The 16,692-nt window shown below is 54.0% G+C and carries 15 protein-coding genes; 4 read left to right on the top strand and 11 right to left on the bottom strand.

Going from position 1 to position 16,692, the window contains the following annotated elements; all coding sequences use genetic code 11:
* Nucleotides 1-100 precede the first annotated feature (100 nt).
* A complete protein-coding gene (locus EGT74_RS14245; protein WP_123847259.1) occupies nucleotides 101-1,369 on the top strand; it encodes a TCR/Tet family MFS transporter in 1,269 nt (422 codons plus the stop codon).
* A 336-nt stretch (nucleotides 1,370-1,705) separates the two neighbouring features.
* On the opposite strand, the gene EGT74_RS14240 is transcribed toward EGT74_RS14245, so the two are convergent.
* Both EGT74_RS14240 and EGT74_RS14235 read right to left on the bottom strand, forming a co-directional pair.
* On the bottom strand, nucleotides 1,706-2,362 hold the full coding sequence (locus tag EGT74_RS14240) for an NADPH-dependent F420 reductase (protein ID WP_123847258.1): 657 nt from the start codon (nucleotides 2,360-2,362) through the stop codon (nucleotides 1,706-1,708).
* Between the two features lie 49 nt (nucleotides 2,363-2,411).
* Nucleotides 2,412-3,149 (bottom strand): menaquinone biosynthetic enzyme MqnA/MqnD family protein, encoded by a 738-nt coding sequence (locus EGT74_RS14235; RefSeq protein WP_123847257.1) that lies wholly within the window; start codon nucleotides 3,147-3,149, stop codon nucleotides 2,412-2,414.
* Nucleotides 3,150-3,241: 92 nt separating this feature from the next.
* Between EGT74_RS14235 and purB the strand changes: the two genes are divergently transcribed.
* Nucleotides 3,242-4,582 carry an adenylosuccinate lyase gene (gene purB / locus EGT74_RS14230; protein WP_246008213.1) on the top strand — a complete coding sequence of 447 codons (1,341 nt, stop codon included), beginning with the start codon at nucleotides 3,242-3,244 and terminating at the stop codon, nucleotides 4,580-4,582.
* A 2-nt stretch (nucleotides 4,583-4,584) separates the two neighbouring features.
* Nucleotides 4,585-4,980: a thiol-disulfide oxidoreductase DCC family protein gene (locus tag EGT74_RS14225; RefSeq protein WP_123847256.1), complete on the top strand. Its 396-nt coding sequence runs from the start codon at nucleotides 4,585-4,587 to the stop codon at nucleotides 4,978-4,980.
* A gap of 187 nt (nucleotides 4,981-5,167) precedes the next feature.
* Here the strand turns inward: EGT74_RS14225 and EGT74_RS14220 are convergent, their stop codons facing one another.
* From EGT74_RS14220 to EGT74_RS14190, 7 genes are all read right to left on the bottom strand, one after another.
* A complete protein-coding gene (locus EGT74_RS14220) occupies nucleotides 5,168-6,151 on the bottom strand; it encodes an SPFH domain-containing protein (protein WP_123847255.1) in 984 nt (327 codons plus the stop codon).
* 3 nt (nucleotides 6,152-6,154) lie between these two features.
* Nucleotides 6,155-6,718, bottom strand: a complete 564-nt coding sequence (locus EGT74_RS14215) for a DUF6620 family protein (protein ID WP_123847254.1) — start codon at nucleotides 6,716-6,718, stop codon at nucleotides 6,155-6,157.
* A 10-nt stretch (nucleotides 6,719-6,728) separates the two neighbouring features.
* The gene (locus EGT74_RS14210; RefSeq protein ID WP_123847253.1) at nucleotides 6,729-7,463 is read right to left on the bottom strand and encodes a hypothetical protein; all 735 of its coding nucleotides are present in this window, start codon (nucleotides 7,461-7,463) and stop codon (nucleotides 6,729-6,731) included.
* A complete protein-coding gene (locus tag EGT74_RS14205) occupies nucleotides 7,460-7,834 on the bottom strand; it encodes a hypothetical protein (RefSeq protein ID WP_123847252.1) in 375 nt (124 codons plus the stop codon). The genes EGT74_RS14210 and EGT74_RS14205 overlap by 4 nt, the downstream gene beginning before the upstream one ends.
* 29 nt (nucleotides 7,835-7,863) lie before the next feature.
* A complete protein-coding gene (locus tag EGT74_RS14200) occupies nucleotides 7,864-8,544 on the bottom strand; it encodes a hypothetical protein (RefSeq protein WP_123847251.1) in 681 nt (226 codons plus the stop codon).
* Between the two features lie 130 nt (nucleotides 8,545-8,674).
* Nucleotides 8,675-9,550 (bottom strand): FKBP-type peptidyl-prolyl cis-trans isomerase, encoded by an 876-nt coding sequence (locus EGT74_RS14195; RefSeq protein ID WP_123847250.1) that lies wholly within the window; start codon nucleotides 9,548-9,550, stop codon nucleotides 8,675-8,677.
* A 314-nt stretch (nucleotides 9,551-9,864) separates the two neighbouring features.
* Nucleotides 9,865-10,869 (bottom strand): DHH family phosphoesterase, encoded by a 1,005-nt coding sequence (locus EGT74_RS14190; protein ID WP_123847249.1) that lies wholly within the window; start codon nucleotides 10,867-10,869, stop codon nucleotides 9,865-9,867.
* A gap of 208 nt (nucleotides 10,870-11,077) precedes the next feature.
* On the opposite strand from EGT74_RS14190, the gene EGT74_RS14185 reads away from it, so the two are divergent.
* Complete coding sequence (locus EGT74_RS14185) at nucleotides 11,078-11,494, top strand: nucleoside-diphosphate kinase (protein WP_123847248.1); 417 nt, start codon at nucleotides 11,078-11,080, stop codon at nucleotides 11,492-11,494.
* A 112-nt stretch (nucleotides 11,495-11,606) separates the two neighbouring features.
* Here EGT74_RS14185 and EGT74_RS14180 read toward each other — a convergent pair whose 3' ends face one another.
* Nucleotides 11,607-12,851 (bottom strand): hypothetical protein, encoded by a 1,245-nt coding sequence (locus tag EGT74_RS14180; protein WP_123847247.1) that lies wholly within the window; start codon nucleotides 12,849-12,851, stop codon nucleotides 11,607-11,609.
* 324 nt (nucleotides 12,852-13,175) lie between these two features.
* Nucleotides 13,176-16,631, bottom strand: a complete 3,456-nt coding sequence (locus EGT74_RS14175) for a pyruvate carboxylase (protein ID WP_123847246.1) — start codon at nucleotides 16,629-16,631, stop codon at nucleotides 13,176-13,178.
* Nucleotides 16,632-16,692 lie beyond the last annotated feature (61 nt).

Raw genomic sequence — 16,692 nt, 5'->3', positions numbered from 1 at the left:
TATTGAGTTTTACAATTATCGTTCCACAAGTATGAATGCGGTTTGTCATTTAGCAGGTTGACCGCTTTGTATTTCGGCTATTTTTGCCCAAATTTTTTTTATGGCAGGCAGGAAAAGCGGGCCCCTCACGTTTATTTTCATTACACTTCTCATCGATTTTATCGGCTTCGGCATCATCATTCCCGTTGTTCCCAAACTGATTGAAGAGCTGATCGGCGGCAATATCAGCGATGCTTCCATTTACGGGGGCTGGCTCACTTTTGCCTATGCCATCGTGCAGTTCGTGTGCGCGCCCATCCTGGGCGGCCTTAGCGACAAGTACGGCCGCCGCCCCGTGCTGCTGATTTCCATGTTCGGCATGGGCGTGGATTACCTCTTCCTGGCTTTTGCTCCTTCCATTGTATGGCTGTTCGTAGGCCGGATCATCATCGGCATCACCGGCGCCAGCATGACGGCGGCCTCCGCATATATCGCCGATATCAGCACGCCTGAAAAACGTGCGCAGAATTTCGGATTACTGGGTATGGCCTTCGGTATCGGGTTTGTGCTCGGGCCGGTGATCGGTGGTTGGGTAGGTCACTGGGGCGGCATCCGTGCGCCGTTCCTTTTGACGGCGGGCATGTCGCTGCTCAACTGGTTGTACGGTTATTTTATCCTGCCCGAATCTCTGTCTAAGGAAAATCGCCGCCCGTTCAGCTGGAAGCGGGCCAATCCCGTCGGCGCTTTGAAGCAGATCAAAAAATATCCGCAGGTATATTCGCTCATGGGCGCCATTGCATTGATTTACACGGCGGCACATGCCATCATGAGTACGTGGACCTATTACACCATGTTCAAGTTCGACTGGAGCATGGATGTGGTGGGGTATTCGCTGTCATTGTCCGGTATCATGACCGCCATTGTGCAGGGCGGCCTCATCAGGGTGATATTGCCCAAACTGGGCTATCACCGAGCAGTGTACGTGGGCCTGATCATCTATATGGTGAGTTTTCTCCTGTTCGGCCTTGCCACCGCGGGCTGGATGATGTTTGCAATCCTCATCCTGTACGGACTGGGCGGGATTTTCGGACCCTCTCTCCAGGGCGTGATGAGCAACCAGGTGCCCCCTACCGAACAGGGGGAACTACAGGGCACCATGACGAGCCTCATCAGCCTGACCAACATCGTCGGTCCACTGATCATGACAGGCCTGTTCCACCTTTTTACAAAAGAACAGCGGCCTTTCCTCTTCCCGGGCGCGCCGTTTTATATGAGCGCCTTGCTCACGGCGGGCGCGGCGGTACTGGCTATCCGTTCATTCCGGAAAACACTGACGGTGAGCGATACGGGTCAAAAAGCGGACGAACCGGCGGCGTTGCAGCATCATTGATGCGGTTGCAGGGAATGCCGATAAATAGCGGGAGATGGTTGTAAAAAAGGAAGATGGGAGGAATCCGGTGGCAGGTATCCCGGAATAATTTCCCTGTTTTTCATGGAAAGCAGGCTGATAAGATGATCCGGGAGCTGACGTCTGATGCTTTGATATAAAACAGCCGGCAACATGCACCTGAGATGATTTTCCGTATTCTTTCAAGGAAAGCAGGCTGGTAAAGTGATACAGGAGCAAACACCAATGCCTTCAAAGAAAACGGCTGGCAACAATGCTCCTGGGATAGTTTCCCGGATTCTTTTCTCGGAACACAGCCAAGTAAACATGTTCAGCGGCTCACTTCCTCAACAACCGGAACGCATGCTCCCAGTTGCCGGTTTGCATACCATAGGCATACCACAGTACATACAAACCTTCGAGGTAACGGCTCATTTCTATATTGCCGATATCCACTACATCCTGCCAGCCCATTTGCGACAGCAGATCGGCAATGGCTTTTTTGGCGAGGTCGTCGTTGCCGGCCATGAGCATCGTGGGAATACCTTCTTTGAGTTGCGGCGCGGTCATGAGCTGGTGGCCGTAGCTGTTGAGGGTTTTGACCACATGGGCATCCTGCAGCCAGGCCTGTATCTGCTCCCCGCCGGACGCACTGTTGCCCGGCGATAGCGAAAGGCGGCCCGATTCATCGGGGCCCCTTCCATCCAGGGGATTGGTCACATCCACCACTACTTTCTTCTTGAAATTCCAGATACCGGCCGCTTCTATGGTTTTTTTGGTGCCGCGCCAGCTGGTGCAGAGAATGATAATGTCGCCATAGGCTGCGGCCGCTGAGAACGAACCGATCTGGCCCGCCTGGCTGTTTTCCAGCAACCATCGGCGCAACGCTTCTTTCTGGGGATGCTCCGTTCCGATCATAACGGAATGGCCTAAACGAATCAGCGCGTGACCGAGCGTTGTGCCCACAACGCCGGAGCCCAGAATGCCTACTTTCATAGCGACGCCTTTTTCCTAAGTTACACAAAATATGCTGATTATCAACAAATTATTGCAGGTAATTCAGGAAGCGCGCCAGCCCCTGCCGCTTGCCCGGCGTAAGGCGGTAACTGATATTTTGCGTGTAATAGGAAATCAGGTCGAAGTCGGGGCTGCTGTTTTCCGCCACCACCGCCGGCAGGTTGTTGAGACCGATGCTGTTGGCATCGTTGAACTGCTGGATGAACTCCACCGGTAAAGGGCGGTTGCTGATCCAGGCGGCAAACACGAAAGGCAGGCTGGTAAAACGGATCCAGGCCTCACCCAGGTCGAATATGTACGGCGATACATGCCGTTGGGCCAGCGCCCGGTCCCCTATCACCAGACCGGCATCGTTGCCCCGGATGAGGTGCTGGTAGTCGCCGGTGGTTTCAATGAACTCCACGTTCAGCTTCCAGTGGTCGCGTACGAGTATTTTCAGCAGCGCCACGGAGGTGCGGCTCTGGTAATCGAGGTAAATGCGGTGGATGTTCTGCAGCGGCACGTCGCTGAACAGGCATACGGACGCTACAGGGCCTTCGGCGCCTATGCAGAAGTCGGCAATAATGTGATGTTCTTTCAGTTTCGGGATAATCGCCACCGGTACCAGGGCCAGGTCCACCTCGCCGTCTATCAGCTGGCGGGCGATCCGGGCAGGGTAATCGAGGCTCAGCTCCATGGAGCGCAACACCTTATGATCCCTGAAACCGTACAACAAAGGCTTCGTATTCAAATAACTGACAGCGGCTACTTTTACTTTCCGTTCCAATTTCTGTAATTTTGAGCCTGCTAAAATAAAGTAATTCCCGAACATACCTGCTTTGGATGGCCGGGGGCAATATTTGACTGGATAATCAATACATGATGCAATTACAAGCTTTAACTGCTATTTCCCCGGTAGACGGGCGTTACAGGGGACAACTGGAAGAACTGGCCCCCTATTTTTCCGAATTTGCCCTGATCCGTTACCGTGTACAGGTGGAAGTAGAATATTTTATTGCCCTGGCGGAACAGAAGCTGTTCACCCTGCCGAAAGCAAAAATTCCTGCCCTCCGGAACATCTACCAGTCGTTTTCCGTCGAAAACGCCCAACTGGTAAAGGATACGGAGAAAATCACGAATCACGACGTGAAGGCGGTGGAATATTTCCTCAAGAATGAGTTTAAAAACCTGGGACTGGAAGACAAACTGGAATGGGTACACTTCGGCCTCACTTCCCAGGACGTGAATAACACGGCCACCCCCCTCCTCTGGAAAGACGCCGTGGAACATACCTATCTGCCCGCCATCTCCAATCTCATCCTGCACCTCAAAAAGCTGGCGAAAGACTGGAAAGCGGTGCCGATGCTGGCCAGAACGCATGGTCAACCGGCCTCTCCCACCCGCCTGGGCAAAGAAATCCTGGTGTTCGTGGAAAGGCTCGAAGGCCAGGTGCGCCTGCTCGGGCAAATCCCCTTCGCCGCCAAATTCGGCGGGGCTACCGGCAACTTCAACGCACATAACGTGGCCTTCCCCGCCATCAACTGGGAGAAATTCGGCAATAAATTCGTCAACGGCACACTGGGCCTGCAAAGGATGCAGTTTACCACGCAGATCGAGCACTACGACAATCTCGCCGCACAGTTCGATACGCTCAAAAGGGTGAACAACATCCTGGTCGACTTTGCACGCGACATATGGACATACATTTCGATGGACTACTTCAAACAGAAAATCAAAAAGAACGAAGTAGGTTCTTCCGCCATGCCGCACAAGGTAAACCCCATCGATTTCGAGAACGCCGAAGGCAACCTCGGCCTCGCCAATGCGATATTCGAGCACCTGAGCGCGAAGCTGCCCATTTCGAGGCTGCAGCGCGACCTGACGGACTCCACCGTGCTGCGCAACGTTGGCGTGCCTTTCGCGCACACCCTGCTGGCGGTTAAGTCGCTCGAAAAAGGGCTGGGCAAACTGATCCTCAACAGCGCGAAGCTGCACGAAGACCTGGAACAGAACTGGGCCGTGGTGGCGGAAGCGATCCAGACCGTATTGCGCCGGGAAAACTACCCGCAGCCGTACGAAGCGCTGAAGGAACTGACCCGTGGCGGCGAACAGATCACGCAGAAAACGATGCACAAATTCATCGATGGCCTCAAGATCAGCGCGGCGCTGAAAAAGGAGCTGAAAGCCATCACACCGCATAATTACACCGGTATTCATTAATCATGGAAACGGCCACCATCCTGTTCGACGGCGTATGTCTGTTTTGCAATGCAAGCGTCAACTTCGTATTGCGCCGCGACCGCTACGACAGGTTCCGGTTTGCGCCGCTGCAATCACCCGCAGGTGAACAGTTGCTGGTAAAGTACGGGCTGAATGAAAAAAAGATGGACTCGTTCGTGCTGATAGAAAACGATCAGGCCTTTACAGAAAGTACGGCTGTGTTGAGAGTGGCGCGGCGGCTCGGTTTTCCGTGGAGCCTCGCCTGGGGACTGATGATCGTGCCGGCGTTTATCAGGAACGGCGTTTACCGGTGGATAGCCCGCAACCGCTACAAATGGTTCGGTAAAAATGACCAGTGTATGGTGCCGGATGAAAAAGTAAGAAGCAAGTTTTTATAAAAATCAAAGCCGCCTCAATAGTAACGGGATGAATAATCTTCATCCCCGTTCCCGGATAAAACCGGGAGATTACTGTTGAGGCGGCTTTCTTGTGCCGGTTGCTACCCGGCTTTATTGAGCTAGTCCCTAAATCATCAATAGCCCTCCTGCATGCCGCTACCCGGCTTTGTTGAGCTATTCCCCGAAATCACCAGTTGCCCAGTAGATCCTTCTTTTTTTCTTTATACTCCGCTTCGTCGATCAGTCCTTCGTCGAATAATTCCTTGAGTTTGCCCAGCTTCGCTTTGATATCGGTTTCGGGAGTGTTTGGCTGCTGCATGGTGTTTCCGAGGTTGATCCCCGTCAGCATGCCCATCCCCGCCCCGGCCGTGCCTTCGTTTTTGGCCGCGTCGCGCATGGCCTTGAGCTGCTGTAATTCGGAAAAATTCACCCCGGCCAGCTGCGCCGCTTTCGCATCGGCCTGCACATCCGAAATACCGGCGATGCGCTGGTTGGTGGCCTCGTCAAAGGAATTGCCCTCGATCCGGAAATCGAGCAGCGCAAAGCCGAGCTCTTCGAATACGCCGGTCGTTTTTTCACGGGCGTCTTTGGCGATCTGTTCGATGTGGGCGTCTATTTCCGCGTAGGAGAACCTGGCGTTGGCCAGGTAGGCGGCGATGGGCTGGGAAATCCTCGAGAGGAAGAGCTCCTGCAAATCGTGCGCATAATAGTTTTCCTGCCCAGACACGATACGGGCGAAAAAAGCGGCGGGTTCCGTGATGCGGATGGAATAGTTGCCGAACCCGCGGAGGCTCACGGGAAAACCGTATACCGGGTCGTTATAGGTGATCGGTATCCTCGTGCCCCATCGTATGTTGACCGTATCCGCCTTCCTGAAAAACCAGAGGGCCGTTTTGTGCTCGCTTTCAAATGCGTTCAGGACCTTTTTCAGCGTCGTGATAAAAGGTGCGTTGCCCGTCTGCAGATCGTACAGGCCGGCTTCGTCGAACACCCCTTCTATTTTGCCCTCATGGGTAAAGATGCATCCCTGTCCCGGCTGAATGATCAGTTTGGAGGCGTTCTTCAGTTCATCGCCCTTGTCTGTAAACTTCCGGAACATTTCCCATTCGCGGGGATCGTCCCATTGGATCACGGAACGGAACTGGTTTTGCAGGCTTTGCATGATACTCATGGGTTAAAAATTTATATCGTCGGCAAGGTCGACTTTATGGTCTTTGTAATACGCTTCAAAGTGCTGCTCGTGTTTCTGCATGGTATCGGTGAGGTACCGGAACTGCCGCTCGTAATCGGGGTGCGTATGGTCGAGCAGCTGGTTCTGTACGGCGATGTAATGCATGTTCAGGGTGCCCCATTTCCCGATGTCGAGGCCGTATTCTTCCAGTACGCTTATCGGATCTATACCGTATTTGGCGGCCACCGACTGATGCCAGAAAATTTTCTGGTAGGCGTCGAAATCGGGTACGGCTTTCAGCAGTTCTTCGATGTCGGCGGCCGGGCTTTCCACGCCTGCAAACCGGCCTGCTTTCGGGTTGGCGAACAGTTCGCCGTATTTGGTGGCCATGTTCATATCCGCCGCGATGATGTCGCCGAGGCGGTCGTTCCATTTGTCCAGCGTTTCATCCCACACCGGTTTTTCGATGCCGAGTACCCGGCAGACTTCCGATTCGGGCATGCCCTGGGCGAGGTTGCCGCAGGCGGCTGCGTATTCTTCAAAAGAAACTCCGTTGATTAATTCCATATGTTTCGGTTTAATGGTTACTGAATCGTTTGTGCATGCCGGATGCTACGTCCTGTTCGAAGTTGGCTTCGATATCGGGCACCAGCCGGGCTTTCTCCCTGAAATACCTTTCGAGGTATTTTTTATAAGCGGCCCTGTAGGCGGGCGTGTCGCCCTGTTTTCCGGCTTGCTGCGCCGCATCGTATTCCTCCAGCGCGGCGAGGGCGGCCATATGGTGCACCACATTCCAGCCGATCTGCACATATCTGGTTTCCGGTTCGAACGTGTTGACCGTGTTGCAATACCCGCAGGTCACGTATTGCGAACGGAAGAAGTTCTGTTTTATTTCGAGCTTCGACCGGCATTGCGTACAATAAAAGTTTTTGTTGACCAGCCCGATGCAATGCGTGTAATAGGCCTGCGAGAGTTTCCCTTCCGTGATGAACATGAACCGCTCTAGCCGGTCGTGTAGCGCTTCCGCGAGATCGTACCCTTTTTTCATTTCATCCATCCAGTATGCCCCATCGGCGGCCATCGCTGGCTCTACCTGCAAACGCCAGGTCTGGTCGATCTTTTCTATCAGGGTACTGGTGAGCTGCAACCGGACAGACATCAACGTTCTCGCAGAGGCATAATAGTCGTAATCATTGCCGGAGAGGCTTTCCAGCACGGCAGTTTCCGCCGCTGCCAGCGATTCTTCGAACCGGGTATCGATTTTCCGGAGGAAATCATCCCAGCGGCTGACCAGTTCCTGTTTCCTTGTCATGCTGTTTGGGCTGTTTCCCGTGATGAATAAATGTTTCCGTATCCATGAATGTAAAACCGCAATAAGCGCAGGTGGCGATATTGGTATTGGCCGGCCGCGGGGCCCCGCACTGACCGCAGGTACGTGTCTGCACGGCGGATGTATCGCGGGTCGAATCCCATTTTTTGGCGGTGTTCTTCGATGTATCGGCTATTTTCCTGAATGGATTGCTCATAAAAGAAGCAGGTTAACGTATGAGTAACAAACAGCGGCTGCATGGCCCGCCGTGCTTTAAAGATAATAAAATTTTTACGCAGCGGAATGTTGTTCTTTTTTTCCTTGGGTACGGGGCGTAAAAAGGCCGCCGGTGCTTCAGCGCGGCGGCCTGTCATAAATTTCCACATTCATTTCCAAACCGGAGTTATTTTCTCTTTTTCAACTCCTCCACTTCTTTTTTTAGTTCGATCACATACAATGTGAGCTCTTCGATTTTCTTCAGAAGTGTTGCCTGGTTTTCTCCGAGGTCGATCCCGTCTTTGGCCACGGCAGCCGCTGAAGGTACCTCAGGAAGATGTTTGTTCGTTTTGATGAATCGTTCCAGTTCGTGCAGGGAGGGCAGCTGATAACCGGGCTCGAATACGTAATCAGGCCATGTAAGGGACTGGCTTACTTTAATCCTTGTGGCAAGGATGCCTCCCGCAACGGCCAACTTGGCTGTGGGGTTACTTACGCCGATACCGACGTTGCCGTTGTCCATCAAAACAAATCGCTGCGCGCAAAGGCCATTGCCACAGCCGCCGTTATCGTAGGCCCAGAACTGCAGGCTGTTGCCATAGCCGCCGCCCATGTTGAAGATAACCCATCTTGAGGCGGTTCCGTTGGCTGTTTTGGCGGGATTGCCCAATGAGATGTTTCCGCCAATGTCGAGGTTATTGATCTCAGTGTTCAGTGAACCGTGTGCAAAGATGTTGCCGTTTACGTCGAGTTTGGACTGTGGCTGGCTAATCCCAATGCCCACCTTGTCACCTGTGTCATGTACCTGCGCGAAACTGCCGGATGTAAGGCCGCATAAAAGCGCACCCAAAAGGAAAGTCTTTTTCATAGAAAGGGAGTTTTGAATTGAAAATGTTAACTGAAACCTGCGGTCAACAATCTTTAAATATAACAGGGATTTCCGGATAAAAAAAGAGCCGGCAATCTGCCGGCTCTTCCTATGTTGAATTCGTGGTTCCTTATTTACCAGGCGCCGGAGCGGGTGCTGCGGGAGCTGCAGGTGCAGCAGGAGCCGGTTTCACGTCGAGCAGCTCAACGTTGAATACCAGGATGCTGTTGGGTTTGATGGTGGGGCCACCGCCGTTCAGGCCATAAGCCAGTGCGGAGGGGATCACCAGGGTCGCTTTGGAGCCTTTTTTCAGCTGGGCGATACCCTCGTCCCATCCCGGGATCACGCGGCCTTCGCCAACGGGGAATTCCAGGGGCTGCAGCGGCATGCCGGGGCGGATGGTGGAGTCCGTGTTGGAATCAAACACAGTACCGTCGAGCAGTTTGCCGGTGTAGTTCACGGAAACGATGTCGCCGTTTTTAGGCTGCGCACCGGTACCTTCCTGCGTAACTGCGATGTAAACGCCTTTGGGAGATTTGGAGGTGTTCAGCTTGTTTTTCTCGATATAGCTCTTGATTTCTTTTTCCTCTTTCTCGTTCTGTTTGGCTACGGAGTATTTGCTGTCCACTACAAAATGCACGAACATTTTGTCGCCGGGTTTTGCGGTAGGCGGTTTGTTGGGCATGGAATCCAGCGGGAGTACGAAGATGGCGCTATCGCCTTCTCTCAGTTGGGCGAAGCCGTCCATCAGGTCATACTTATCCCTTGATTTCTGGATAGCCAGCGGCAGGGCCATACCCTGGTCGCGGGTATTCACCAGCAGAGAGTCATTCAGGTAAGAAGAGAAGTATACCATGATGGTATCGCCTTCCTTCAGTTGCTCGCCTTTACCCTCTCTCGCAATGGTATATTCAACACCACTGGGGGTTTTTCTCGGACCGGTTTTACCACAACTTGCAACCAGCAAGCCAAGTGATGCAACAAGTAACAGGTTGTTTTTTTTCATCAGTTCTATTTGATTTTTACGGGTCTGACGGAATCTTGCGATTTCATCAGTGCTATTTGATTTTTTATGGGTCTGACGGAATCTTGCGATTTCATCAGTGCTATTTGATTTTTTATGGGTCTGACGGAATCTTGCGATTTCATCAGTGCTATTTGATTTTTACGGGTCTGACGGAATCTTGCGATTTCATCAGTGCTATCTGATTTTTATGGCCGGCAACACCTCGGGTGTATCACCAGACTTATTTTGCTGCCAGGTTCAATTCCTTCGGCATTCCACTGCTGCAGAACAGCTGCACCTTACGGTGGGCTGCATTACTGCAGGATATCCTCATTCTCGTGCATCGCTTTCAGGAAGCGCTGCACCGTTTTTTCCAGGGAGTCCGTGCTGCGGCCGCCTGAGGCGTTGAAATGGCCGCCGCCCTCGAAATATTTACGCGCAAATGTGTTGACGTCAAAGTTGCCTTTGGAGCGGAAAGAGAGCTTTACTTCCGAATTCCGGTCAATGATCAGCGCTGCTAATTTAATGCCTTGAATGGACAATAGGAAATTTACCAGCCCTTCCGTATCCCCCGTTTGCAGGTCGAACCGTTTCAGGTCGCTGTAAGGGATGGCCATAATGGCCGTATTGGCTTCGTAAAACACCTCCATCCGGTTCAGCAGGCTGTGCCCGATGAAACGGAGGCGGTTTTCGAGGAAATTGTCGTAAATGGCCTGGTGGATGTACTCATGCTCCAGCCCTCTTTCCAGCAGATCGGCCACCATCCGGTGAACGCGGGCCGAGGTAGAGGCGAAACGGAACGAGCCGGTATCCGTCATGGTGCCGGCGTATATGCACTGCGCAATGTCATTGTCGATGTAATGCTCATCCCCGAGGCGGTAGATGATTTCATAGACCAGTTGGGCGGTAGAGGCAGCTGTGGTATCGCTGATGCCGTAATCGAATTCCGGCTGTGGTTCCAGGTGATGGTCTACGAGAATCTTGACGCACTGCAGTTTCTCCAGGTAAGGCTGCATGTTCTTCGTACGGCCCAGGTGGTTGAAATCCAGGCAAAACAGCAGTTCCACGTCTTCCAGCGCCTTCAGCGACTTTTCCAGTCCGGACTCGAAATCCAGCACCTGGTCGCTGCCCGGCATCCATTTCAGGAAGTCAGGGAAATTGGTCGGGGAAATAACGGTAACGTCGTGGCCTTTGCGGCGAAGGTAATGGTACATTGCCAGGGAAGAGCCCATAGCGTCCGCATCAGGTTTCTGATGCATGGTTACCACCACTTTTTTGGGACTGTCCAGTAATGGTTTGATATCCTCAATTGGCTTCATTCCTAAAATCTATAAGTAAGTATGTGACAAGCAGTTGTAAAGCTACCCCGCCTTCGTTTAAGCAAAGGAAGTGCGAAGTTCTTCATTTGAGCCAGAATTTCAAAATTTTTTACTGCTAAACAAAAACTCATTACTTTTGCCCCTCCTGCCCCCGGCCGTACCCGGACGAGGGCACATACACCGGAGCATATAACGACTAATTCACCATATGAGTAACAGAACATTTACCATGATTAAGCCCGATGCCGTGCAGAACGGGCACATCGGAGGCATACTCGACAAAATCTGCGCTGCAGGTTTCCGCATCGTAGCCATGAAACTGACAAAACTGTCCGCTGAAAAAGCAGGTGAGTTTTACGCTGTACACAAAGAAAGGCCCTTTTACGGCGAACTGGTTGAATTCATGAGCAGCGGCCATATCGTGGCTGCAATCCTGGAAAAAGCCAATGCCGTGGAAGATTTCCGCAAACTGATCGGCGCCACCAACCCTGCACAGGCAGAAGAAGGCACCATCCGCAAAATCTACGCTGAATCTATCGGCCGTAACGCGGTGCATGGTGCCGACTCGAACGAAAACGCTGAAATCGAAGGTAATTTCTTCTTCAGCGGTCTGGAAAAATTCTAATCCGACGACTTTCCGAATACAAAGCGGCCTTCACAAGAGGCCGCTTTTTTTATGACGGCCCGGAAAAGAAAGGGCCGCACCCAACCGGTGCAGCCCCGCTTTTAAACGCCCCCTACCACGATTTCCTGACCCTGAAGCGGCCTTCCACGTGGTGTGTCTGTCTCAACTCCGGCCCGTACCCGGCGCTTGATATATCGAAACTGCCCTGGATGTAGCCGTCTGTTTCGCCCATGCTCGTGATGGTCACACCTCCCCCGCTGGTAGCCAGATCCTCGACCTTCATATAATAACATACATACTGGTTACCACCCGTGATGAGATAATGTGCATAGGGGCCGGACGTCGCCTTATACGGCCTGAAGCCATGCGTACCCACGCCGCCCGTCCATTCCACAAACACGTACCGGCGCATTTCATCCCCGTTGGCGTCTGCAAGCAGGTACCGGTCGCCTGTTTTCACCACGGCCGACGCCTGCAGTTTCACCCAGCCGCCGCCGTTTACACGCACTTCGATCTCCCCGTCGTCGCCGGTGATTTTGATATGCGCCACCACGAGGTAAGTGCCTTTTTTCCCGAAATCCACCCGCACGGAAATCGCTACAGGATTGGGCGAGCCCGGCACGGTAGCCGGTGCGGTATAGGAAGCGAGGTGCCCCAGCGGCGCCAGCATACCGGCGCCGGCAAGCGACCATTCCCTGATGAAGCTGCCCGTTGTGGCGATAGGCTCCCCGATGGGCCGCTCATTGTTTGGGGTCAGCGGCGCCAGCAGATCGGCGTCGGATATAAGCTCGAGGCGGGCGGTGCCCTTCGGCTCCAGTTCGGTGGCGGATGTTTCCAGTTTGAAGCTTTCGAAAAAACTCCAGTCGCTGAAATGCGTGGTGGTCACCGTCACCGTTTTCGCCGTTTTGTCCAGCACGGCATTTTCCACGGCCATCCATACGCCGGAGGAATGCTGGTAAGCGATGCCCAGCGCCTCCGGCAGGCTGCCGGCAATGTCTTCGTCTTCATACTGAAATGTAATGCTGACGGGCGTTGCGAACTGCACCGCGTGCGGCGTGAGGCGGTACGCTTTTTTCAGGCCCATGGGGTTTTCGTTGCTGATAGGCTCGATGGTAATGAGCTGTTCCGTGGAAAGTGCACCTGCCGGGATGTTGATGCGGATGCTGCCGTCTGCTGTACTGATACTGCCGCCGGCTGCGCCGATGCGCTTCTCTGTTTTGGGTGAGCCGTCCGGGGTGCCCACAGGCGTTACTTTGCCGCTGCGGGGCGCCTCAATCTCGGGCTTGCCGGGTTTGGTGCAGGAAAACTGGAATACCGCCAGCAGGCATGCTGCGAGGTAAAAAGAAACAAATTTCATATCCAAGATCATTTAAGATGGGGTTAATCATGCAGGAATTGCTGCGTCTGCATAAGTTCCGGGTGCAAAGTAAATACGCGGAAATGTGCGGGGTAAGAATAACGCCGGTGAATGGTCGGAATTTGCAGCTGAAAGGTGCGGTTGGAATAGCTGAAATGATCAGGATAAAAAGATGCTTCGCCGTGATATGTGGTTTCCGGGGGGGTGGATTGTATGGCATGATTCGGGAACGGACGATCCGGCAGCTTCCCGGAGCCGTACCTGCACAAAAAGAAACCCGCAGCAAATGGCATGCTGCGGGTTCCCGGACGCTTGCGCGCCCTGTTATTTTTCCATTTCAATCACCAGGTCGTCCTGCTGCACCATGGTGCCTTCAGGGAGGTGAATGGCCTTGATTTTTGTATCGCGGGTAGCCGTCACCGTTGTTTCCATTTTCATGGCTTCGATGATGAAGAGGGGTGTGTTGGCGTTGATGCTGTCGCCGTTTTTCACCAGCATTTTGCTGAGTTTGCCCTGCAACGGCGCGCCCACTTCCAGGTCGGGATTGTTCACCTTCCTGTGCACGGGCACGGCGCTTTTAACCGAGCGGTCCCTCACCTGCACGCGGCGGGAATAACCGTTCAGCTCAAATACAACCGTCCGCATGCCGCTTTCATCCGCCGGCAATATGTACAGGAGTTTGACGATGATGGTTTTGCCTTTGCCGAGCGTGATGAGTATTTCTTCGCCCAGGTGCAGGCCGTAGAAAAAGGCGGGTGTGGGAATGGCTTCCACGTTGCCGAACACCTGCGCGTGCTGGTAATATTCGTCAAATACCTTCGGGAACATGTGGTAGCTCAGGTAATCGAGGAATTCGGCCCACGGGTATTTGAGCTGGAAGGCGGCAAAGTCGCTGTTGAAATCAACGGCGGGTAAATGCGCGTTGGGTTTGCCGGTCAGCGGCTGCTGGCCTTTCAGTACGATGCGTTGCAGTTTTTCAGGGAATCCGCCGTACGGGAACCCGATCTCTCCCCTGAAGAACCCGGTCACGGATGCCGGGAAAGCGAGGTTGCGGGTTTCGTCGAGCACATCGGCGGCGGTGAGGTTGTTGGCCGTCATAAAGAGCGCCATATCCCCTACCACCTTGGAGCTGGGCGTCACCTTCACGATGTCGCCGAACAGCTGGTTCACCACGGCGTAGTTGTGTTTGATGGTTTCAAGCCGGTCGCCCAGGCCGAGCGATTCCGCCTGCTGGCGCAGGTTGGAATACTGTCCGCCGGGAATTTCGTTTTCATACACCTGCGCGGTGCCGGCTTTCATATCCGATTCGAAAGGATAATAATACTCCCGCACGTCTTCCCAGTAATTGCTGTAAGCGTTCAGGGAAGCGAGGTTCATCGGCTGGCTGCGCTCGTGCCCCTCCAGGATGGCGGTCATCGAGTTGAGGTTGGGCTGCGAGGTGAGCCCGCTGAGCGAGGCGATGGCGCAGTCTACCACGTTCACCCCGGCCTCGATGGCTTTAAGGTAGGTGGCCGACTGTACGGACGCGGTATCGTGGGTATGCAGCACGATGGGCAGCTGCACCGCATCCTTCAGCGCTTCCACGAGCACGGTGGCGGCCTGCGGCTTGAGCAGCCCGGCCATGTCTTTGATACAGAGCATGTGCGCGCCGGCGTCTTCCAGGCGTTTGGCCATGTCCGTATAATATTGCAGCGTGTATTTTTTGTTCTCTTTACTGAACACGTCGCCGGTGTAGCTGATGGCAGCTTGTGCAAGCGCGCCGGTATTGTTCCGCACGAAGCCTATGCTGGGTTTCATGGCCTCGATGTCGTTCAGCGAATCGAATATGCGGAAGATGTCGATGCCGTTTTCGGCGGCTTTTTCGATGAATTTGGCGATGAGGTTTTCCGGGTAGGCGGAATAACCCACGGCGTTAGAGCCGCGGAAAAGCATCTGCAGCAGCACGTTGGGCATGGCCTGCCGCATCTGTTGGAGCCTGCGCCAGGGGCATTCATGCAAAAAGCGCATGGCCACGTCGAAGGTGGCGCCGCCCCATACTTCCATCGAGAAGAGCTGTGGGTTGCTGCGGGTGTACCCTTCGGCTACGGCGAGTATGTCTTTTGTGCGCACGCGCGTGGCCAGCAGGCTCTGGTGCGCATCGCGGTAAGTGGTGTCTGTGAAATACACCGGCTTTTCATTGCGCAGCCACCGGGTAAACGCCTCGCGGCCCATCTGCTCGAGCTTGTTGCGCGAGCCCTGCGGAATCGGCTGCAGCGGGTCGAAGTACGGTACCTGCGGTACGCGGAACTTGCGGCCGTCGTGCTGCCCCTTCACATCAGGATGCCCGTTCACCGTTACGTCGGCCAGGTACATGAGCGTTTTGGTGGCGCGGTCGCGGATGGGCGACAGTTTGAACAGCTCGGGGTGTTTATCGATGAAACTCACCGTGCAGTTGCCTTTACGGAAAGTATCGTGGGTGATGACGTTTTCGAGGAAGCGGATATTGGTTTTCACGCCGCGTATCCTGAACTCCTTCAGCGTACGGTGCAGGCGGCCGGCGGCGCCGGACAATGTGCGGCCCGATGCGGTGATCTTCACCAGCATGGAGTCGAAGAACGGAGAAATTTTCACCCCTGAATAGGCGCTGCCCTCGTCGAGACGGATGCCGAAACCGCCGGCGTTGCGGTAAGCGATCACAGTACCGTAATCGGGCGTAAAATTGTTTTCGGGGTCTTCCGTGGTTACGCGGCACTGGATGGCGAACCCATTCAGCCGCACGTCTTCCTGGCTTTTGAGGAAAATTTCCGGGTCGGATAACCGGAGGCCCTGGGCGATCAGGATCTGTGAACGCACGATGTCGATGCCCGTCACTTCTTCCGTCACCGTATGTTCCACCTGGATGCGGGGATTCACTTCGATGAAGTATACTTTGTGCTGGCGGTCGACGAGGAACTCCACCGTACCGACGTTGTTATATTTCACCTCGCGGGCTAACGCGAGCGCATACTCGTAAATTTCGTTGCGTGTTTCGAGGGGCAGGTTGGGTGAGGGAGCGATTTCCACCACCTTCTGGAAACGGCGCTGCACGGAGCAGTCGCGCTCGTAAAGATGCACGATGTTGCCGTGGTTATCGCCCATCAGCTGCACTTCGATATGTTTGGGCTCTTCGATGAATTTTTCGATGAAGATGGTGTCGTCACCGAAAGCTTTACCGGCTTCGCTGCGGGCTTCGGTGAACGATTTCTCGAGCTGGTCTTCCGAACGCACTACGCGCATGCCGCGCCCGCCCCCGCCGGCAGCGGCTTTCAGGATAACGGGCAAACCGATGCGCAGGGCTTCCTGCTTGACCGTAGCAACGTCCTCCAGTTTCACCTGGCTGTCTTCAATCAGCGGCACACCTACCCTGCGGGCCAGCGTTTTGGCGGCCACCTTGTCGCCCAGCTGCGCCATCACTTCCGGGTCGGGACCGATGAAAATAATGCCTTCCTCCTTGCACCTGCGCGCAAACTGCACGTTTTCGCTCAGGAAACCGTAGCCCGGATGGATGGCGTCTACCCCCTGGAGCTTGGCCAGGTAGATGATGCCTTCAATGTCCAGGTAAGGTTTCAGGGGCTCATCGTCTTTTCCGATCTGATAAGCTTCGTCCGCCTTGTAGCGGTGGAGGGAATAACGATCTTCATACGTGAAAATGGCAACGGTCCTGATCCGTAACTCCGATGCTGCCCTTAAAATCCGCACCGCGATCTCGCCGCGGTTGGCTACTAACAGCTTTTGTATCTTTTTTAGCGAAGAATCCGACATAACAGTGGTTGAATGTTCGTTCAATATAACATTATTGCTAAAATTCAGCGGTTATAAAAGT

The sequence above is a fragment of the Chitinophaga lutea genome (genome assembly GCF_003813775.1).
GTDB classification, from domain to species: domain Bacteria; phylum Bacteroidota; class Bacteroidia; order Chitinophagales; family Chitinophagaceae; genus Chitinophaga; species Chitinophaga lutea.
The sequence above is the reverse complement of the archived record's forward strand: the minus strand, read 5'-3'. Positions and strand labels throughout refer to the sequence as shown.